This is a genomic window from Arcobacter sp. CECT 8985, assembly GCF_004116495.1.
GTDB lineage: Bacteria > Campylobacterota > Campylobacteria > Campylobacterales > Arcobacteraceae > Malaciobacter.
Genome location: NZ_PDKC01000001.1, coordinates 74,134 through 91,559, shown reverse-complemented (window position 1 = coordinate 91,559; position 17,426 = coordinate 74,134). Strand labels below are relative to the sequence as shown.

Annotated in this window: 29 protein-coding genes; 25 read left to right on the top strand and 4 right to left on the bottom strand. The window is 28.8% G+C overall.

The features are described from left to right. Positions 1 to 97: 97 nt before the first annotated feature. The gene (gene pepV, locus CRU93_RS00470) at positions 98 to 1,501 is read left to right on the top strand and encodes a dipeptidase PepV (protein WP_129102217.1); all 1,404 of its coding nucleotides are present in this window, start codon (positions 98 to 100) and stop codon (positions 1,499 to 1,501) included. A gap of 17 nt (positions 1,502 to 1,518) precedes the next feature. Here the strand turns inward: pepV and CRU93_RS00465 are convergent, their stop codons facing one another. Further along, positions 1,519 to 1,887 (bottom strand): HIT family protein, encoded by a 369-nt coding sequence (locus tag CRU93_RS00465; protein WP_129102216.1) that lies wholly within the window; start codon positions 1,885 to 1,887, stop codon positions 1,519 to 1,521. Between the two features lie 365 nt (positions 1,888 to 2,252). Here CRU93_RS00465 and rpmJ point away from each other — a divergent pair, with 365 nt between their 5' ends. From rpmJ to CRU93_RS00370, 19 genes are all read left to right on the top strand, one after another. Beyond that, a complete protein-coding gene (gene rpmJ / locus CRU93_RS00460; RefSeq protein ID WP_129102215.1) occupies positions 2,253 to 2,366 on the top strand; it encodes a 50S ribosomal protein L36 in 114 nt (37 codons plus the stop codon). Between the two features lie 6 nt (positions 2,367 to 2,372). Continuing rightward, positions 2,373 to 2,744, top strand: a complete 372-nt coding sequence (rpsM, locus tag CRU93_RS00455; RefSeq protein WP_129102214.1) for a 30S ribosomal protein S13 — start codon at positions 2,373 to 2,375, stop codon at positions 2,742 to 2,744. A 9-nt stretch (positions 2,745 to 2,753) separates the two neighbouring features. Next, complete coding sequence (rpsK, locus tag CRU93_RS00450) at positions 2,754 to 3,146, top strand: 30S ribosomal protein S11 (protein WP_129102213.1); 393 nt, start codon at positions 2,754 to 2,756, stop codon at positions 3,144 to 3,146. A 10-nt stretch (positions 3,147 to 3,156) separates the two neighbouring features. Next, the gene (rpsD, locus tag CRU93_RS00445; protein ID WP_129102212.1) at positions 3,157 to 3,783 is read left to right on the top strand and encodes a 30S ribosomal protein S4; all 627 of its coding nucleotides are present in this window, start codon (positions 3,157 to 3,159) and stop codon (positions 3,781 to 3,783) included. A gap of 15 nt (positions 3,784 to 3,798) precedes the next feature. Next, on the top strand, positions 3,799 to 4,797 hold the full coding sequence (locus CRU93_RS00440) for a DNA-directed RNA polymerase subunit alpha (protein ID WP_129102211.1): 999 nt from the start codon (positions 3,799 to 3,801) through the stop codon (positions 4,795 to 4,797). Between the two features lie 16 nt (positions 4,798 to 4,813). Continuing rightward, positions 4,814 to 5,167 (top strand): 50S ribosomal protein L17, encoded by a 354-nt coding sequence (gene rplQ, locus CRU93_RS00435; RefSeq protein WP_129102210.1) that lies wholly within the window; start codon positions 4,814 to 4,816, stop codon positions 5,165 to 5,167. A gap of 164 nt (positions 5,168 to 5,331) precedes the next feature. Beyond that, complete coding sequence (gene gatA / locus CRU93_RS00430; protein ID WP_129102209.1) at positions 5,332 to 6,693, top strand: Asp-tRNA(Asn)/Glu-tRNA(Gln) amidotransferase subunit GatA; 1,362 nt, start codon at positions 5,332 to 5,334, stop codon at positions 6,691 to 6,693. A gap of 20 nt (positions 6,694 to 6,713) precedes the next feature. Further along, entirely contained in the window at positions 6,714 to 8,159 is a 1,446-nt protein-coding gene (gene guaB, locus CRU93_RS00425) for an IMP dehydrogenase (RefSeq protein ID WP_129102208.1), read from the top strand. A gap of 424 nt (positions 8,160 to 8,583) precedes the next feature. After that, positions 8,584 to 8,895, top strand: a complete 312-nt coding sequence (locus CRU93_RS00420; RefSeq protein ID WP_129102207.1) for an immunity protein Tsi6 family protein — start codon at positions 8,584 to 8,586, stop codon at positions 8,893 to 8,895. Between the two features lie 185 nt (positions 8,896 to 9,080). Beyond that, positions 9,081 to 9,464, top strand: coding sequence for a hypothetical protein (locus CRU93_RS00415; RefSeq protein WP_129102206.1), 384 nt, complete (start codon positions 9,081 to 9,083; stop codon positions 9,462 to 9,464). Between the two features lie 150 nt (positions 9,465 to 9,614). Next, positions 9,615 to 10,028, top strand: a complete 414-nt coding sequence (locus CRU93_RS00410; protein ID WP_129102205.1) for a GNAT family N-acetyltransferase — start codon at positions 9,615 to 9,617, stop codon at positions 10,026 to 10,028. 54 nt (positions 10,029 to 10,082) lie between these two features. After that, positions 10,083 to 10,628 (top strand): AAA family ATPase, encoded by a 546-nt coding sequence (locus CRU93_RS00405; protein WP_129102204.1) that lies wholly within the window; start codon positions 10,083 to 10,085, stop codon positions 10,626 to 10,628. A 295-nt stretch (positions 10,629 to 10,923) separates the two neighbouring features. Beyond that, a complete protein-coding gene (locus tag CRU93_RS00395) occupies positions 10,924 to 11,211 on the top strand; it encodes a hypothetical protein (RefSeq protein WP_129102203.1) in 288 nt (95 codons plus the stop codon). An 84-nt stretch (positions 11,212 to 11,295) separates the two neighbouring features. Further along, positions 11,296 to 11,616, top strand: coding sequence for an ankyrin repeat domain-containing protein (locus CRU93_RS00390; RefSeq protein WP_129102202.1), 321 nt, complete (start codon positions 11,296 to 11,298; stop codon positions 11,614 to 11,616). A gap of 77 nt (positions 11,617 to 11,693) precedes the next feature. Continuing rightward, complete coding sequence (locus CRU93_RS14090) at positions 11,694 to 11,837, top strand: hypothetical protein (RefSeq protein ID WP_164967591.1); 144 nt, start codon at positions 11,694 to 11,696, stop codon at positions 11,835 to 11,837. Beyond that, positions 11,830 to 12,267: an SMI1/KNR4 family protein gene (locus tag CRU93_RS00385; protein WP_129102201.1), complete on the top strand. Its 438-nt coding sequence runs from the start codon at positions 11,830 to 11,832 to the stop codon at positions 12,265 to 12,267. The genes CRU93_RS14090 and CRU93_RS00385 overlap by 8 nt, the downstream gene beginning before the upstream one ends. 94 nt (positions 12,268 to 12,361) lie before the next feature. Continuing rightward, positions 12,362 to 12,802: a hypothetical protein gene (locus CRU93_RS00380; RefSeq protein WP_258238776.1), complete on the top strand. Its 441-nt coding sequence runs from the start codon at positions 12,362 to 12,364 to the stop codon at positions 12,800 to 12,802. Between the two features lie 256 nt (positions 12,803 to 13,058). Next, positions 13,059 to 13,478: a hypothetical protein gene (locus tag CRU93_RS00375; RefSeq protein ID WP_129102200.1), complete on the top strand. Its 420-nt coding sequence runs from the start codon at positions 13,059 to 13,061 to the stop codon at positions 13,476 to 13,478. Between the two features lie 126 nt (positions 13,479 to 13,604). After that, positions 13,605 to 13,973 carry a DUF4430 domain-containing protein gene (locus tag CRU93_RS00370; protein ID WP_129102199.1) on the top strand — a complete coding sequence of 123 codons (369 nt, stop codon included), beginning with the start codon at positions 13,605 to 13,607 and terminating at the stop codon, positions 13,971 to 13,973. Between the two features lie 219 nt (positions 13,974 to 14,192). On the opposite strand, the gene CRU93_RS00365 is transcribed toward CRU93_RS00370, so the two are convergent. Continuing rightward, positions 14,193 to 14,474 carry a DUF3144 domain-containing protein gene (locus CRU93_RS00365; RefSeq protein WP_129102198.1) on the bottom strand — a complete coding sequence of 94 codons (282 nt, stop codon included), beginning with the start codon at positions 14,472 to 14,474 and terminating at the stop codon, positions 14,193 to 14,195. A 113-nt stretch (positions 14,475 to 14,587) separates the two neighbouring features. On the opposite strand from CRU93_RS00365, the gene CRU93_RS00360 reads away from it, so the two are divergent. The 4 genes from CRU93_RS00360 to CRU93_RS00345 all read left to right on the top strand — a co-directional run bounded on the left by CRU93_RS00360 (position 14,588) and on the right by CRU93_RS00345 (position 16,167). Then, positions 14,588 to 14,941 (top strand): hypothetical protein, encoded by a 354-nt coding sequence (locus CRU93_RS00360; protein WP_129102197.1) that lies wholly within the window; start codon positions 14,588 to 14,590, stop codon positions 14,939 to 14,941. 84 nt (positions 14,942 to 15,025) lie between these two features. Further along, positions 15,026 to 15,376: a rhodanese-like domain-containing protein gene (locus CRU93_RS00355; RefSeq protein ID WP_258238775.1), complete on the top strand. Its 351-nt coding sequence runs from the start codon at positions 15,026 to 15,028 to the stop codon at positions 15,374 to 15,376. Between the two features lie 47 nt (positions 15,377 to 15,423). Further along, the gene (locus CRU93_RS00350) at positions 15,424 to 15,777 is read left to right on the top strand and encodes a hypothetical protein (protein ID WP_129102196.1); all 354 of its coding nucleotides are present in this window, start codon (positions 15,424 to 15,426) and stop codon (positions 15,775 to 15,777) included. A gap of 183 nt (positions 15,778 to 15,960) precedes the next feature. Then, positions 15,961 to 16,167, top strand: coding sequence for a hypothetical protein (locus tag CRU93_RS00345; RefSeq protein WP_128997673.1), 207 nt, complete (start codon positions 15,961 to 15,963; stop codon positions 16,165 to 16,167). A gap of 65 nt (positions 16,168 to 16,232) precedes the next feature. On the opposite strand, the gene CRU93_RS00340 is transcribed toward CRU93_RS00345, so the two are convergent. Further along, positions 16,233 to 16,391 (bottom strand): hypothetical protein, encoded by a 159-nt coding sequence (locus CRU93_RS00340; protein WP_258238774.1) that lies wholly within the window; start codon positions 16,389 to 16,391, stop codon positions 16,233 to 16,235. A gap of 88 nt (positions 16,392 to 16,479) precedes the next feature. Here CRU93_RS00340 and CRU93_RS14275 point away from each other — a divergent pair, with 88 nt between their 5' ends. Further along, a complete protein-coding gene (locus CRU93_RS14275; protein WP_258238787.1) occupies positions 16,480 to 16,758 on the top strand; it encodes a hypothetical protein in 279 nt (92 codons plus the stop codon). Between the two features lie 159 nt (positions 16,759 to 16,917). Here CRU93_RS14275 and CRU93_RS00330 read toward each other — a convergent pair whose 3' ends face one another. Beyond that, entirely contained in the window at positions 16,918 to 17,349 is a 432-nt protein-coding gene (locus tag CRU93_RS00330) for a hypothetical protein (RefSeq protein WP_129102195.1), read from the bottom strand. Positions 17,350 to 17,426 lie beyond the last annotated feature (77 nt).

The window sequence follows — 17,426 nt, the reverse complement described above, 5'->3', positions numbered from 1 at the left end:
ATAATTACATAAAATAAGGTATATTATTAAAAATAGTATACCTTGCCTTTCTATAAATACTTACATAAACCACTAAACTTAAACTAGGATAATCCATATGATATTTGATGAACTAATAGAAAATATGAAAGATGAAATTGTTTGTAAAACTCAAGAGCTTATTCAAATTAAAAGTGTAGAAACACTTGCAAAAGCAAATATGCCTTTTGGTGAAGGAGTTAATGAAGCATTAGAATATACATTAAAACTTTGTGATAGTTTAGGTTTTAAAACAAAAAATATTGATGGATATGCAGGACATGCAGATTTAGGGGATGCAGAAGATATGGTGGGTATTCTTGTACATTTAGATGTTGTTCCTGAAGGTGACCATAAAAAATGGACTTATCCTCCTTATAGTGCAACAATAAAAGATGATTGTATTTATGGAAGAGGGGCAATTGATGATAAGGGACCTACAATTGCTGCAATTTATGCAATGAAAGCACTAAAAGATAGTGGTGTTTTATTAAAAAAGAAAATAAGAATAATATTTGGAACAGATGAAGAGAGTGGTTGGGAATGTATGAAATATTATCTTAAAAAAGAAAAACCACCTAAAATTGCATTTACTCCAGATGCAAATTTTCCTGTAATTTATGGTGAAAAAGGAATTTTAACTTTTAAAATTAGACAAAAATTTGATTTAATTAGTTCATCAAATATCAATATTAAGTATATTAAAGGTGGAGAATTATCTAATATTGTACCTAATTATTGTGAATCACTTATTTATATAAAAAATGATGTAAATGATATTTATAATAAATGTATTAGTATCATAAAGAAAAATGATTACTCAATACAGTTAAACTTAGATAATAACAATTTATATTTTAAATCCCATGGTATTTCTGCTCATGCAATGGAACCTCAAAAAGGTAAAAATGCAATATCTCAATTATTAGAATTATTTAGCAATTTAGATTTTCAATCAAAAGAGATTGATGAGTTTATAAAGTTTTATAATAATAAAATAGGTATGCAAACAAATGGAGAAAATTTAGGTTGCAAAATGAGTGATGAAGATTCAGGTGAACTTACACTTAATGTTGGAGTGATTAATTTAGATGAAAATGGCTTTGAGTTAAAATTAAATTTAAGATATCCTATCACAAAACATGATACAGAAGTTATTGATAAAATCAATAATAATCTTTATAATAATATGAATATTGAAATTATTAAATCTATGCCACCTTTATATGTACCTAAAGATAGTAAAATAATTAAAACATTAGTAAATGTATATAAACAGATTACAAATGATAATAGTGAAGCTAAAACATTTGGTGGAGGAACATATGCAAGAGCAATAGATAATGCAGTTGCCTTTGGTCCACTTTTCCCAGGTCAAGTTAACTTAGCTCACAAAGCTGATGAATGCATAAAAATAGATGATTTGTTGAAAAACTCAAAAATAATGGCATTGGCAATATATAATCTAAATTTGTTAGATTAAGATTAAAAAAACTAGTGTTATTTCACTAGTTTTTCTTTTAATACTTCATAAAACTCTTCAAAAGAAGGAAGTACAAGACTTGATTCTCTTTGTTTCTTACCCCACATTGACTCTGGAAAGTATGAATCAAGTTTAAATCTTGCCATAATATGAAAATGTACATGAGGTACATAATTACCAAAAGATGCAATATTTATCTTATCAGGATTAAAGTATCTAATCATCTCTTTTTCAATGATGTCTAATTTGTCCCAAATCTCTTCTTTTAATTTTTTTGGACATTGGCTAAACTCTTTATAATTTTCTACTGTAAAAATTTTGAGCCATGGAACTTCACTTTTTTCAATTTCAATTTTTATTAAATTATTTTCATAAATACATGACATTTAAATTCCTTTTATTTTTAAGATTTTATCAAAAAAAATATAATATAACACAAAATTAAAGAAACTATAAGCAATTCAAGATACTTTAAGCAAAAATTAAATATAATCCAATTCCATTTTTCAACCAATAAGGAAGTTTTTATAAAATATTTGTGTTTTATAAAAAGTTGGGCAGAACCGGAAAAAAGCAAATATCCTTATATACATAAAGGTATCAGGCTGTTTTGACTTGGCTCCGCCGATTTTTATCACAATATGCTGATATAAAAAATCGGGGCGAACTTCTAAAAAGCAAAACATTGCTTTTTTCAGCGTAGTTCTACCCTGTTGATAAGTGGAAATAACACAAAAAGAGGACAAGACTTATGAAAGTAAGAGCTTCAGTTAAAAAAATGTGTGATAAATGTAAAATTATCAAAAGAAACGGGATCGTGAGAGTAATTTGCGATAACAAAAAACACAAACAAAGACAAGGATAAAAAGACATGGCTAGAATTGCAGGTGTTGATTTACCAAATAAAAAGAGAATGGAGTATGCATTAACATACATTTATGGTATCGGTTTATATAACTCTAGATTAATCTTAGAAGCTGTAGGAATTGATTTTAATAAAAGATCTCATGAGCTTACAGAAGACGAAGCTGCGGCAATTAGACTAGAAATCCAAAAAAACTATATGGTTGAGGGTGATCTTAGAAAAAAAGTTGCAATGGATATTAAATCATTAATGGATTTAGGTTCATACAGAGGTTTAAGACATAGAAAAGGTTTACCTTGTAGAGGGCAAAAGACTAAAACTAATGCTAGAACAAGAAAAGGTAAAAAGAGAACTGTTGGCGCTGCAGCAGCGAAATAAGGATAACGTATGGCAAAAAGAAAAGTAACTAGAAAAAAAATAGTAAAAAAGAATATTGCTGACGGAATTGTTCATATTGCGGCAACATTCAATAATACAATGGTAACAGTAAGTGATAATGCAGGTAATGCAATCGCTTGGTCAAGTGCTGGTAACTTAGGTTTCAAAGGTAGTAAAAAATCTACTCCATTTGCTGCGCAACAAGCAGTAGAAGATGCGATGAATAAAGCTATTGAACATGGAATTAAAAATGTTGGTATTAAAATCCAAGGTCCAGGTTCAGGTAGAGATACTGCAGTTAAATCAGTTGGTGCTATGGAAGGTATCAGAGTTACATGGTTAAAGGATGTTACACCACTACCACACAATGGTTGTAGACCTCCTAAGAGAAGAAGAGTGTAAGGAGTAGCTAATGGCAAGATATAGAGGACCAGTAGAAAAAATCGAAAGAAGACTTGATGCAGATCTTGGACTTAAAGGTGAGAGAAGATTAGCAGGTAAGAGTGCTTTAGAAAAAAGACCATATGCTCCTGGACAACACGGACAAAGAAGAGCAAAAATCTCTGAGTATGGTTTACAATTAAGAGAAAAACAAAAAGCTAAATATCTTTATGGTGTATCTGAAAAACAATTTAGAAAATACTTTAAAGAAGCAGCAAGAAGAGAAGGTAATACAGGGGCAAACCTAATTACTTTAATTGAACAAAGATTAGACAATGTTGTATATAGAATGGGATTTGCTTCAACTAGAGCAAATGCTAGACAATTTACAACTCATGGACATGTTTTAGTAGATGGTAAGAAAGTTGATATTCCTTCTTATATCGTTAAACCTGGACAAAAAATTGAAATAAAAGAAAAATCTAAAACAAACACTCAAATCGTTAGATCATTAGAGTTAACAAACCAAACTGGTATTGTTGAGTGGGTTGACGTAGATAAAGATAAAGTATTTGGTATTTTTACAAGAATCCCTACAAGAGAAGAAGTAGTTATTCCTGTTGAAGAAAGATTAATAGTAGAGTTATATTCTAAATAATAAATAAGGTAGCATATGAAAAAGTTTGCAGACACACCGTTTTTACCGACAGAAGTTGAAATAGAAGCTATCAGTGAAACTGAAGCTAAAATATCAGCATATCCATTTGAGAGTGGTTTTGCAATAACTTTAGCTCACCCTTTAAGAAGACTTCTTTTAAGTAGCTCAATTGGATACGCTCCAATTGCAGTGAAAATTGAAGGCGCAAATCATGAATTTGATTCTTTAAGAGGTATGCTTGAAGATATAGCTATTTTTATTATTAATCTTAAAAATATTAAGTTTAAAATAAATGGTGATGATGAGCAAGTTATAGTTGAGTATTCTTTTGATGGACCAAAAGAAATCAAAGGTTCTGACTTAGCAAATGCAGATGTAGAAATAGTAAGCCCAGATGAACATTTAGCTACAATCAATAGTGATTGTAACTTAACATTCTCAATTGTTATTCAAAAAGGTATAGGTTATATGCCTTCTGAAGACATTAGAGAAATTGTTGGACCTGATTATATTCCAATCGATGCATTTTTCACGCCAGTAAAAAAAGTTGTTTATGATATTGAAAAAATGTTAGTTGAAGACAATCCTAACTTTGAAAAAGCTGTATTTACAGTACAGACAAATGGTCAAATTTCACCAATTTCTGCTTTTAAAGAAGCAGTATCTGTAATGTATTCTCAAATGTCAGTTTTCAATAAAGTATTCGATTTATCTGAAGTAACTGTTAATGATTCTGGTGAAGAACCAGTTGAGTTAAAAGACTTGATCGTAAAAATTGATGATTTAAATTTAAGTGCAAGAAGTTTCAACTCTCTAGATAGAGCTGGACTTAAATTCTTAGGTGAATTAGTACTTATGAGTGAAGTGGAAGTTAAAAATATTAAAAACTTAGGTAAGAAATCTTTTGATGAAATTTCTGATAAATTAGAAAGCCTTGGTTTCCCAATTGATAATGCGCTTCCAGAAAATATTGCGTCGGCTTTAAGAAGAAAGCTTGAACAATTAAAAGCATAGTAGTAAAGGTTAATATATGAGACATAAGCACGGATATAGAAAGCTAAATAGAACTTCTTCTCATAGAAAAGCATTGTTAAAAAATATGGCAATCGCTTTAATCGAAAGAGAAAAAATTGAAACAACAGTTCCAAAAGCAAAAGAATTAAGAAGATTCATTGAAAGATTAGTTACAGTATCTAGAAATGCTGATTTAAATACTCACAGACAAGTATTTGCAGCTTTACAAGATAAAGAAGCTACAAAAAAACTTATCAATGAAATTGCACCAAACTACGAAGGTAGAAATGGTGGATATACTTCAATTGTTAAAACAAGAATTAGAAGAGGTGATGCAACGCAAATGGCATTTATCTCTTTTGTTAAATAATTAATTTAACATCACAAAAGGGGATGAGAGCATTGCTCTTGTCCCCTTTTTTTATACTCAAAATTAAATTTCATAACTCTTTTTTTACTTTACTAGAATTTAATCATATTTTTTATATAATGTCGCGTAATACTATATTTGTAAACAATTTTTAGGAGCAATGATTGATAACTCTAAAAGAAGCACTACAACTAAGTAGTGAGGAAGTAAAAAACTTAAGAGAAGAATTAAAAACAAAAATAAACGAGAGTAATATAGGTGCTTATGTAGAGCAACTAACAAGTAGTGATATCTCTGTTTCTGGTGAGGGAATACCTATTGCTATAAAAGATAATATAAATGTAAAAAATTGGGAAATTACTTGCTCTAGTAATATATTAAAAGATTATATTTCACCATATAATGCAACAGTAATCAATAATTTAGAAAAAGCAGGATTAAGCGCTTTTGGAAGAACTAATATGGATGAATTTGCAATGGGAAGTTCAACAGAGTCTTCATGTTATGGTAAAACTTTAAATCCAGTAGATAATACAAAAGTTCCAGGAGGAAGTAGTGGAGGTAGTGCTGCAGCTGTTGCTGGTGGTATTGCTATTGCTGCACTTGGAACTGATACAGGTGGAAGTATTAGACAACCTGCTGCATATTGTGGATGTGTTGGTATGAAACCTACTTATGGAAGAGTATCAAGATATGGAATTACTGCATATTCATCTTCACTTGATCAATGTGGACCAATCACACAAAATGTAGAAGATGCTGCAATCTTATATGATATTATTTCTGGACATGATGAAATGGATTCTACATCTGCAAATGTAGAATATACAAAAGTAAGTGATAATTTAAACAGTGATAGAAAATTAACAATTGCAGTTATTGAAAATTTTATAGAAAAAGCAAGCCAAGAAGTTAGAGAAGGATTCAACAAAGCAGTTGAAGCTTTAAAAGAAGCTGGACATACGATCGTTTATAAAAATATGGTAGATACATCAAAAATACTTTCTTCATACTATATTGTGGCAACAGCCGAAGCAAGTGCAAATTTAAGTAGATTTGATGGCGTTAGATATGGAAATAGAAAAGGTGATGCAGGCTTAAAAGATATGTACACTCAAACTAAATCTCAAGGTTTTGGACATGAAGTACAAAAAAGAATTATGTTAGGTTCTTTTGTACTTAGTTCTGGATATTATGATGCTTATTATATCAAGGCTCAAAAAGTGAGACATTTGATTAAAGATGAATATGAACAAATTTTTAATGAAGCAGATTTAATACTTTCTCCAGTATCTCCAACAACTGCACCTGAATTTGGAAGCTTTAAAACTTCTTTAGAGATGTATTTAAGTGATATATATACAATATCTGTAAATTTAGCAGGATTACCTGCACTTTCTCTTCCTGTAGCAAAAGATAATAGTGGAATGCCAGTTGGTGTTCAATTGATAGGTAAAGCTTATGATGAACAAACTGTGTTTGATGGAGCTTTATCATTAGAAAAAACTGTAAATTATACAAAATAAATATTATAAGGGGATATTAAATGAGAATCAAAAAAAGAGCATTAACGTTTGAAGATGTACTACTAGTACCACAAAAATCTGAAGTATTACCAAAAGAAGTATCTTTAGAAACAAAACTAACAAAAAATATTACTTTAAATATCCCGTTTGTTAGTGCTGCAATGGATACTGTTACAGAATATCAAGCTGCTATTGCTATGGCTAGACTTGGTGGTATCGGAATTATACATAAAAATATGGATATTGAATCTCAAGCATTACAATGTAAAAAAGTTAAAAAAAGTGAATCTGGGATGATTATTGACCCTGTTACAATAGGGCCTGATCAATCACTTCAAGATGCAGAAGATATTATGGCATCTTATAAAATCTCAGGAGTTCCTGTAGTTGATGAAAATAATACATTATTAGGAATTTTAACAAATAGAGATATGAGATTTACTAAAGATTTCTCATTATTAGCAAAAGAAAAAATGACAAATATGCCTTTAATCACTGCAAAAGAGGGTACAACTTTAGATGAAGCAGCAGATGTTATGCATCAAAATAAGATTGAAAAATTACCAATTGTAAATGATAATAACAAATTAATTGGTCTAATTACAATCAAAGATATTAATAAAAAAAGAGAATACCCAAATGCAAATAAAGATGAATTTGGAAGATTAAGAGTTGGTGCAGCCATTGGTGTTGGTCAACTTGATAGAGCAAAAGCATTAGCTGAAGTTGGTGTTGATGTTTTAGTTTTAGATTCAGCTCATGGACATTCTAAAGGAATTATAGATACAGTTAAAGCTATTAAAGCTGAACTTGATATAGATATTATCGCTGGTAATGTTGCAACTGCTGAAGCAACTGCTGATTTAATTGCAGCTGGTGCAGATGGAGTTAAAGTAGGTATTGGACCAGGTTCTATTTGTACAACAAGAATCGTTGCTGGTGTAGGTGTTCCTCAAATTTCTGCAATTGATGAATGTGCAGCAGAAGGTAAAAAACACAATGTTCCTGTAATTGCTGATGGTGGTATTAGATACTCTGGTGATGTTGCAAAAGCATTAGCAGTTGGTGCTAGCTCTTGTATGATGGGAAGTGTATTAGCTGGTACTGAAGAATCTCCAGGTGATGTTGTTCTTAGTCAAGGTAGAAAATTTAAAACATATAGAGGTATGGGTTCAATTGGAGCTATGACAAAAGGAAGTACAGATAGATATTTCCAAGAAGGAACAGCAACTGATAAATTAGTTCCAGAAGGAATTGAAGGAATGGTACCATATAGAGGTGCAATTTCTGATATAGTTCACCAAATGGTAGGTGGATTAAGAAGTTCTATGGGTTATTCTGGAAGTGAAAGTATTCCAGTATTCCAAGAAAAAGCAGAATTCGTAGAGATTACAAGTGCAGGGCTAAAAGAGTCTCATGTGCATGATGTAACTATTACTAATGAAGCACCAAATTACCACATCTAAAAAAAGAGGTTTATAATAGCCTCTTTTTCCAAATTTCTGCGTTATCGCAGAAATTTTTTTACTCACTTACTAAAGTAAGCTCCCACAAAAAATTTTGCTCTTGCCTTGAACTTTAAAAAAATAGTCAGTTCTAAACATCTTTTTAAATATCATGATATTTTAATAAAGTAAATATTTAAACTTTATATTTTATAATATCTAGTGATTTTTAACCATTACTTTTAATATAATATCTAGCATTTTGTTTAACTATTGAGTTCTTTATTTGATATTAGTAAATCTTGTTATATATTATTTTGTATCTTATAAAAATATGCCTATTTATAGGATTTTGTCTAACTTAATATTATGACATTATTAAGTAATTTTATGGGTAATTAATATATAATGTATTACTAATAAATAGTTATGTGTAGGGAGAATTATGAGCCAAGAAGATATTAAAATAGCAATTTGCAAAAGAGCCCTGGCAACCTTCTTGACGAAAAAAAATGTAGTGGAGCCTCAAATACAAGAATCTATAGTCAATCAACTAAACTTTCTTATTTCCTACTTTCAGGGTCTTAATTCAGATAGGGAAAAATTATTTGAATTAACTTTTGGCCATTTCGCAACACGAGAAATCGATCCTAGCGAAGAGGAAATTATTTCTGCATTAAAGTCTGCATTTTATGTAGCATCGCAAACTCGAAATGGGCTCAAACTTGATCTTAAGGTGCTGGGAATTGACACATAACAAAAAAATTGAAGACGGACATTCCGCAAGAGTGGCGGACTGCCGCTTAATTTGGTGTTATACTCACTTGTAAAAGCAACGTAGCTATTAATTGTATTTTTAAAAATAGGTGGAATAGAAAAATTAAAAATTTATTTTTAAGAAGAAAACTTTTTAAAAAAGTTTAATTAAAATTTGGAGAAAAAATGAAAAAACAATTACTTAATTTAACAGTTATTGCTGTAATAGGATTCAGTTTTAGTGGATGTGGTGCATATAGAAGTTCATCAGGGATAAGTGTACCAGAAAATATTACTAATAAATCGAATATTATATTAACAGAAAAAGATTTTAATGATAAAGAATGTCAAACAATTAAACATATTGATGCGAGTGTTAAAAAACTAACTTTGTTTCATAAAGATCCAACTAAAGAACAAGTAGATTACATATTATTAGAAAAAGCTAAAAAATTAAATGCTAATGTTATTAGAAATATAAAATATAAATCTGGTGTAGGTTTTACAACATGGGGATATATTGATGCTGAAGGTGATGCATCAAAATGTAATTTAAATAATAAAAAATAATCATAATAAATCGGAGGAGAAGAACAAGTGTATAATGGTAAAAAATTTAAGCTTCAAATTGTCGAATAAAGATACTTAAAGTTCTAATTATTAAGTAGTGATACCACATCGTTCCTCACCTTAGGTGTTATATATACAAAGGAGTATTACTTGAATATCGAATATAAACTAAGTCTAAATATCACATCATCAAAATTTATAGAAGTTTTAAAAAACTCAACATTAGGTAAAAGAAGACCTATAGATGATTTAGAAACAATTAAGGGCATGATTGAAAATGCAGATATAATAGTGACAGCTACAATAGATGATAAAATAATTGGTGTTGCAAGAGCGGTAACTGATTTTAATTATTGCTGCTACCTCTCAGAGTTGGCAGTAGATGAACAATACCAAAAAAATGGTATTGGTAAAAAACTTATTTCAAAAGTTCAAGAACAATTAAATGATAAATGTAAAATCATATTGCTATCAGCACCAGATGCAACAGAGTATTATCCAAAAATTGGATTTACTCAACATAACTCAGCTTGGACACTTGGAAGACAAGATACCTTAAATTGAAAAAGTATATAACAAATCATTGCAAAGAAATATTAGATGTTTCAAGGATAAGTTTTGCTTCAAGATAATTTTATAGTATTTACTGGCGGTCCAGGCTCTGGAAAAACGACAGTTATCAATGAGCTAAAAGTTCGAAATTTCTTTTGCTCTGAAGAGGCTGGTCGCAAAGTCATTCAAACTCAAGTTGAGCAAAAAGGTGATGCGTTGCCGTGGGCTAATAAAGAAGCTTTTCGTGACTTAATGTTTAAATTTGAAATTGCATCTTATCAACAGCATCAAAGTAAAAATGAATTGGTTTTCTTCGACCGAAGTATCGTCGATATTCTTGGTTATTCAAATCTTGAACAAATCAAATTATCAGATGAATTAATATCAGCAATATCTAATTTTAAATATCATTCTAGAGTCTTCATTTTTCCACCTTGGGAAGAGATATTTACTAATGATAGTGAGCGTAAACAAGATTTTTCTATTTTTGTAGAGACTTATAAAGAAATGGTATCAGCGTATGAATTCGCAAATTATGAACTTATTGAGGTTCCATTTGGATCAGTTAATGAAAGAGTAGATTTTATATTGTCTACTTTGAAACAAAGCTAACAATCATATCAATACAATTTGTTACACTTAGTGTTGTCAATTTGCTTTTAGTTTCAGTGATTAAGGCGTTAAAATTCAACTAGATCTGCAAGATAGCAAACACATTTTATGCAGGCATTAGTACAATGGTAAAAGGGCATATACCTTACACTACGTTAATATTAGTATTGTCTTCTATAGTGGTATCTTTGGGTATAAATTTCCATATATCCTGATCGCTATTTGGTAAGATTAAAATCACTGAATTAGAACCTCTTTATGGCTTCATATACAAGTATATTTTAGATTTACAGCTTTGGCGTCTAGTGGTTTCAAATATTCAGATACTGAAATTGAAGGGTTCTCTTTAAAAATTAATAAAACTTGTAATAATCTTTTAAAAAGCGGCTATGATATTATAAATATTACGCCAATTAATAGTGGAAGATATAATTACAAATATAAAGACGTTAAAAGTTCTATGAGACTTGTTGGTAGCAATACTGAAAAAATAGATGGTGGTGGATATGGATATGATTATGGTTTTGGAATTACAGATGGAGTAATAATAATTGCAAAATTGAACAATTTTCATAATATTTAGTACTTTCTACCCATTTTACTTTTATATATTATTTATATATAATGTATTACTAATTAATAGTTAGATTTTTAATGGAGTAATGCGATGGCAATGAATGCTCTGATTCAAGCTGTTTTGAATAATGATATAGAGGAAGTTAAAGTTCTCTTGAGTCGTGGATATGATGTAAATGAACCAGATAAACAGCAAATGACAGCATTATTGCATTCTTGTGCAGAACAAAATGAAGAAATAATGAAAGTGTTAATCGAAGCAAATGCGGAAGTTAACCATAAAAATGAGCACGGATTTTCAGCACTTGATATCGCTACAATAGCAGGAGAAATTGCTATGGCAACGAGCAGTGCAAAGAGTATACGAATGCAGAAGTATTTGATAAAGCATGGTGCTCGCTCAGGTTTTTAGTGAGATTGAGAAAATAATCTACCAATCCAATGCAGAATTTATTCCACCAAAAGAAAATTTTGCGTTTTTAATTATTGTTGAGGGCTGAAGCAGATTTTAAAGAGATATTCTCAGAGCCATTGCCTGAAATTATTTCGGTTCTTAATTGTTATGAAACATATGAAGATGTAGCAAATAATCTACCTGATATTGAAATTATAAAGAAGTTGTTTTATGAATGAAATTGAACATATAATCGCTAAAAATGAAGAAATTTGGACATCTACTCCTGTTAGTTTAACTGTAATTAATGAATGTGAAACACGATTAGACCTGAAGTTCCCACCTAGTTATCGTACTTTCCTTAGTAAATTTGGAACAATGGATGTAGCGGGCAATTTTATTTCTGGAATTATTGATAATTCACTCGATGATCTTGGTGGCGGTTCAGTGCTTGGAGACACACTTTATTTTCGAGAAGAATGTCAGCTACCTAATAATCTAATTGTAATTCAAGCTGATGATGAGGCACCTTATTGTTTAGATATTAATAACGGTGACTCCGAATGTGTTGTTGTTTGTTTTGAACTGCATTCCGGACATTCTAAGGTCATTGCTTCCTCCTTTTTAGAATGGATAGGGTTATTTGTGTTAGGTGCATCTAATGATTAAAAGTATGTATTCTCTCGTGTATTTTATGGTAAGAATTAATACTTTGATGAGAATATTATTTTTTTTGCTCATTTTACTTATAGGAGATATATCTTTGGCTAAAACACAATTTACATACGATATTCAACATGCTGGATATGAATTTGAACAATATGATTTAAAAGGCAAAGCTTCTTATGATTTATTTTTAACTGAATTTGATAATTTTCCTTGGCAAGATGAAGTTGGGAAAAGCAATGGTGGAAGTGAAGCAACTATTTCAGTAAAAAATAAGTCTGCTAATGTAGATTTATTTGTATCAGTAGTTGGAAAGCCTCAAAAGTTTGCTTACCTTATCGGAATTGTAGAGCCTACAGTAAAGAAAGTTTTCTTCGGCCTGGGAAAAAAGAAGATTCATTGGGTTAAAATTTATCTTACGGAAGAGGCTAAGGATGTAAGAGAAATGTTTAGGCTATTTTTTAAAAATGATGATTTAAATTTAAAAGCAAAACTAAATAAATTGCCATTGTTTTTGGAACAAAAGGCCCGAAAGTAAAGTGCCTATAATGTGCCATTAACAGGTTTGCATTTTCTATATATTAGCTTATATGTTATGCATTATTTTTTAATATAGTTAAATTATATCCAAGAATGAATACCACTCTTTTAATTAGAAATATATGGACTTTTTATTTTATTAATTCCAGTTAAATTAATATATTAACATTAAAATATACTATAATTAAGTAATTTTATATATTATTTATATATAATGTATTATTAATAAAATTAAGATTATAAGAGGTTTACATATGTTGAAAAATAAAGTTTATTCACCAATGCAAGGGGCTTTAGGTGGTTTTTTAGGTGGTCCATTAGCATCGTTGTATTTTATTAAACAAAATTACTCTGCATTAAATAATGATGAAGGAATGAGTAAAACATTGTTATTGGGTGGAGTTGTTATATTTGTATTATTGGTTGTTTTACCATTTCTACCAGAAAAGTTTCCAAATATGGCGATTCCTATTGCAACAATTATTACTACGCGGTTGATTATAGAAAAATACCAGTTTTCTAAAGAGGATATATTATCAAATGAAGAGTTATCTTTCCAATCTAATTGGAAAGTTTTTTGGGTTAGTTTATTAAGTTTAGTTATTTTGATAATGTTATTTTTATCTATAATGTTTCTGCTGGATTTACTTGGTATCATTAATTTTATCTACTAAGGCATTTAGACAGAATAATAATAGTGGTTATATTTAATTTTATATATATTTTAATACACTTAATGTGCCATTATGTGTATGATAAAGTTAGTAAAGTTCAAACAATAAATTAAAGGAGAATTAATTATGTCTGTTAGTATTTCAATTACTGGGGGATCAAGTGTTAAAGTCAATTGGACGAATGGCATGAATGCACAACAAGCATTGGAGTTGGCAGAAGAAAGCCTTAAAGAAGAGTTTATTTATTCGCTTGAGTATTATGGTAAGTCTCTAGGTTATTTAGTTAATATGATCAACGAAACCTATGACACTTTCAAATCTACTTCTACACCATATTTTTACTGGGAGTTTTTAGTAAATGAAAGACCTTCTCCTACAGGCATCGATAATACAATATTGAACGACGGAGATAAGATTACATTTTCATTTAAAACCTATGATACTTCGTGTGTATCAGACCAAATTATGGCTAAACACAATCGACGAACAGTATAAAAGTATGAAATATAACAATGTTGCTGTAGTTGAAGTGCAAAATGTGCACACAACACAGCAGTATCGTTATATTAAAAAATAATATCAAATGTAAAAAAATAAAATCATTTCTAAGGATGAATCTTCACTTTCTTTTTTTCAAATGAATATACTTTGGTTTACTAGAAGTTTAATTAGAATGAAACTATGTTTTATTCACTTATATAATAGCTTCTTTTTTTATACATCATTTTGGCTAAAGTCATAGTTTTCTATATGATTATCTATATTTTCAGCTAACGCTATTTTATACTCTTTTATAAAATACTCTATAATTTTTTCTTTTTCTTCTTTCATTGCTTCTGCTGATTCAAATGATGTTGAAGCCATCCATGCATTAAATCTTGCAGCTGCATACATCAATGAAGCACTTACTTCCCCTTGTGTTGTTGTCTCACTTAATTGACTGTTTGCCAATTCAATATGCTCATCTGCTCTCATTAAAAATTGATTATTATTCATTATGACTCCTTGCTTTTTTACATTATATTAAAAAACAACTTCTATTTTAGTTTTAATATCTTATAATTTAAGTATAAAAGGAAAATTTTTTTAATAATAAAAAGGAGTTTAAAATGAAACTTAAGGGAATAACAATAGACTTTTACGATAAAAGAACATGTGGTTTTTTACCTGACTTATGTCTTTACTGGGATATTCGTTCTGAAGAATTAGAAGATAACGAAAAGCTTCTTAATTATTGGGAAGATAACTTAAAAAAAGTTCTTGCAAAAACAGAAAAAATAGTATCTGGTAACATTGATGGAAAATCAATAATTTATTCAGCTGATGAAGAAGCAATCAAAATTATTAAAGAAGAGTTTAAAGACTTAGAATTAACTACAATAGATTATGAAGATATTAAAAAATGTGAAAATTGCTTAAAATATGACTATATAGCACAGCAAAATCAAAACGGTGATAATTGATAATATAAGAATAGATAAAAATAGAGTAGAAATTAAACTCAAATGGATATAATCTAGTTTCAAAAAATTTAATTAGGAAAATTTATGAATGAAATTATGATATATCCTATTATAATAATAATAGCTTTTTTAATTTATAAAAAATATACTTATTATAAGGTATTAAAGCTTGCACCATCTCTTTTAGAGCAGGGTGGGCAGATTATTGATGTTAGAACAGAAAGCGAGTTTGCATTGGCTCATAAACAAGGAAGTATTAATATTCCACTAGCATCACTTAAAAATAAAATTAATGAATTAGATAAAAATAAACCTATAATTGTTTGTTGTGCTAGTGGGAGTAGAAGTGCATTTGCTAAAAGGGTTTTAATCAAAAATGGCTTTGAAAATGTACATAACGCAGGTAAGTGGAACTCTCTTTTAAAGTTAAAATAAGTGTTTAAAAATACAAAATAGAAAACAAATAAATAATAGGTGATTTTATGAAAGCTTTAGTTTTAGATCCTCAAAAAAGGTTTAGTTCAAATATCTTTGGTGCAGGAAAAGATGAAGTTAAGACAACCTATACATGTCCAGATTGTTTAACTAAAAGAACATTTTATGAAAATGAATTTGCAAGAAGTTTATTTAAAACAAATAGTTGCTTAGAAGATATTGTAATTAAAAAGTTCGATTTAGTTCGTCCTATTGATAAAATAAAATGGGAAGATTTCTTAGATTTTAGATGTGATAACTGTAGTCTAAATATAAGAGTTATATACACATCAAATGAATATAGAATGGCATGTCATTATTTTATCTTAAAAAGTGTTTTAGAATATAATAATCACAGCTAAATGTGCTTATTCTAATATATTAAGTTTTATTTTATGAATCAATATGATTATTAGTTTATGCAGTTATTTGTTTCTTTTTTCATATAAGCATTTATTAATATATATATAACTATTATTTCAAAGTTTTAAGATTAAGAATAGCTTGATTTTAAATAATAATCTAATAAAATTTTAGGATTAAAAATGGGCAAAAGTCAAAACAATAATAGTGTAAAAACTACTAAAATGAACCTTGTTGCAGCAAGACAAAATGCTACACCAAAAGAGTTTACAAAAGATACTACTACAGATAAACAAATAGTAAATGCTAGAAAAGCAGCAAGCTTAAATAAAGCAAAAGCAAAGAAAAAAGCAAAAATGGCAAAAGCCTCTAGAAAAAAATCACGATAATTTTTAAATATTTTTTCTGTTACTTTTTTTAAAGAAACAGAAATTTTTTAATGTGAAGACTATTTTTATAATAGAAAAGTTTTTAAATCTTCAAAAATCTCTTTTTGTTCTTTTTGTGATAACTTGACATAGTTTAAAGTCATAGCAGTAAACATTGCTTCAGAAAATAAAAAAGCCAATCTTAATTTTTTACCTTCATCAGTATTCGTATCAATTAAATCCAAAGCTATTTACAAATCTGAAGTTAGACCACAAATTGATGGTATTATAAAAAACAACTTTTCAAAGAGAGACATTATGTAAATAAAGGTGATGTTTGATCCAGACTCTTATCAAGCTGTTTATGATGAAGCTTTAGCAACATTAAAAAGTTCAGAAGCAAATTTAATAACACTTAAATTAAAGCGCCAAAAATATGAAAAATCTTTAAAATTCAATGTAGTATCACAACAAGATGTAGATAATATAAAAGCTGCATATTTACAAGCTCTTGCTCAATATGAAAAAACTATACAGTCTGCATTTAAAGATGTATCTGATGCATTGAGTGTAAGAGCAAATACTACTAAACAGCTTAATGCACAAAACTAAATGAGTTAATAAATAGAGTAAATTTATATACTTCTTTAGGTGGTAATGAGAAAATAGATTAATGTAATAATATTAACTTATTAAAAAATTAGAGAAATTAAGTTTATTTCAAAACCTATAAATATAATCATTTAAGGTTTTGAAGTTGTAAAGAGTTGATTAAAGATTTGCTTTTGCCAATAATGCTTTCATTAGTGTAGCTTTATTTTCTAAATCAGCATATCCATTGTCTTTTATCCAATCATTGATAACTTTTTTGCTATATTCTTTTTCATTTTCTTTATAAAAATTTGCTTCTGCTTCAAAGTCCCAATGCCCATATTTATCAAAAAATGGAGTATGACCCATAACATTTTTTATAATAATTTTTGTAGGAACTTCATTGTTATTTTTGTCATATTTAACTCCATCAAGTTCGATATCATTAAATTTAGGTTCAGTAGGTGTTTTACTTATTTCAGTAAGAGTACCATTAAAGTCTTTTAATTCTTCAGGTTTAGAAACGCTAAGATTAATAGGTTCTACAGTGCTAATTTTAGTACTAAAAAATCCAATATTAAAACTATCTACTATTTTATTAATTGAAGGCATAAAAACTCCTTATTTATTATAGTTAAATTATAACTCAATTAACTTTAAATATTTTTTAAACTAGAAATTATAAATTA

Excerpts from the sequence above, each read along its gene's own strand:
- CRU93_RS00465 (WP_129102216.1), bottom strand. The coding sequence starts at position 1,887 with ATGTCATGTATTTATGAAAATAATTTAATAAAAATTGAAATTGAAAAA.
- rpsK (WP_129102213.1), top strand. The coding sequence starts at position 2,754 with ATGGCAAAAAGAAAAGTAACTAGAAAAAAAATAGTAAAAAAGAATATT.
- CRU93_RS00390 (WP_129102202.1), top strand. The coding sequence starts at position 11,296 with ATGGCAATGAATGCTCTGATTCAAGCTGTTTTGAATAATGATATAGAG.
- pepV (WP_129102217.1), top strand. The coding sequence starts at position 98 with ATGATATTTGATGAACTAATAGAAAATATGAAAGATGAAATTGTTTGT.
- CRU93_RS00330 (WP_129102195.1), bottom strand. The coding sequence starts at position 17,349 with ATGCCTTCAATTAATAAAATAGTAGATAGTTTTAATATTGGATTTTTT.
- CRU93_RS00365 (WP_129102198.1), bottom strand. The coding sequence starts at position 14,474 with ATGAATAATAATCAATTTTTAATGAGAGCAGATGAGCATATTGAATTG.
- rpsM (WP_129102214.1), top strand. The coding sequence starts at position 2,373 with ATGGCTAGAATTGCAGGTGTTGATTTACCAAATAAAAAGAGAATGGAG.
- CRU93_RS00370 (WP_129102199.1), top strand. The coding sequence starts at position 13,605 with ATGTCTGTTAGTATTTCAATTACTGGGGGATCAAGTGTTAAAGTCAAT.
- CRU93_RS14275 (WP_258238787.1), top strand. The coding sequence starts at position 16,480 with ATGTTTGATCCAGACTCTTATCAAGCTGTTTATGATGAAGCTTTAGCA.
- CRU93_RS00345 (WP_128997673.1), top strand. The coding sequence starts at position 15,961 with ATGGGCAAAAGTCAAAACAATAATAGTGTAAAAACTACTAAAATGAAC.
- CRU93_RS00355 (WP_258238775.1), top strand. The coding sequence starts at position 15,026 with ATGAATGAAATTATGATATATCCTATTATAATAATAATAGCTTTTTTA.
- CRU93_RS00375 (WP_129102200.1), top strand. The coding sequence starts at position 13,059 with ATGTTGAAAAATAAAGTTTATTCACCAATGCAAGGGGCTTTAGGTGGT.
- CRU93_RS00360 (WP_129102197.1), top strand. The coding sequence starts at position 14,588 with ATGAAACTTAAGGGAATAACAATAGACTTTTACGATAAAAGAACATGT.
- CRU93_RS00385 (WP_129102201.1), top strand. The coding sequence starts at position 11,830 with ATGAATGAAATTGAACATATAATCGCTAAAAATGAAGAAATTTGGACA.
- rpsD (WP_129102212.1), top strand. The coding sequence starts at position 3,157 with ATGGCAAGATATAGAGGACCAGTAGAAAAAATCGAAAGAAGACTTGAT.
- CRU93_RS00420 (WP_129102207.1), top strand. The coding sequence starts at position 8,584 with ATGAGCCAAGAAGATATTAAAATAGCAATTTGCAAAAGAGCCCTGGCA.
- CRU93_RS00350 (WP_129102196.1), top strand. The coding sequence starts at position 15,424 with ATGAAAGCTTTAGTTTTAGATCCTCAAAAAAGGTTTAGTTCAAATATC.
- rplQ (WP_129102210.1), top strand. The coding sequence starts at position 4,814 with ATGAGACATAAGCACGGATATAGAAAGCTAAATAGAACTTCTTCTCAT.
- rpmJ (WP_129102215.1), top strand. The coding sequence starts at position 2,253 with ATGAAAGTAAGAGCTTCAGTTAAAAAAATGTGTGATAAATGTAAAATT.
- guaB (WP_129102208.1), top strand. The coding sequence starts at position 6,714 with ATGAGAATCAAAAAAAGAGCATTAACGTTTGAAGATGTACTACTAGTA.
- CRU93_RS00415 (WP_129102206.1), top strand. The coding sequence starts at position 9,081 with ATGAAAAAACAATTACTTAATTTAACAGTTATTGCTGTAATAGGATTC.
- CRU93_RS00440 (WP_129102211.1), top strand. The coding sequence starts at position 3,799 with ATGAAAAAGTTTGCAGACACACCGTTTTTACCGACAGAAGTTGAAATA.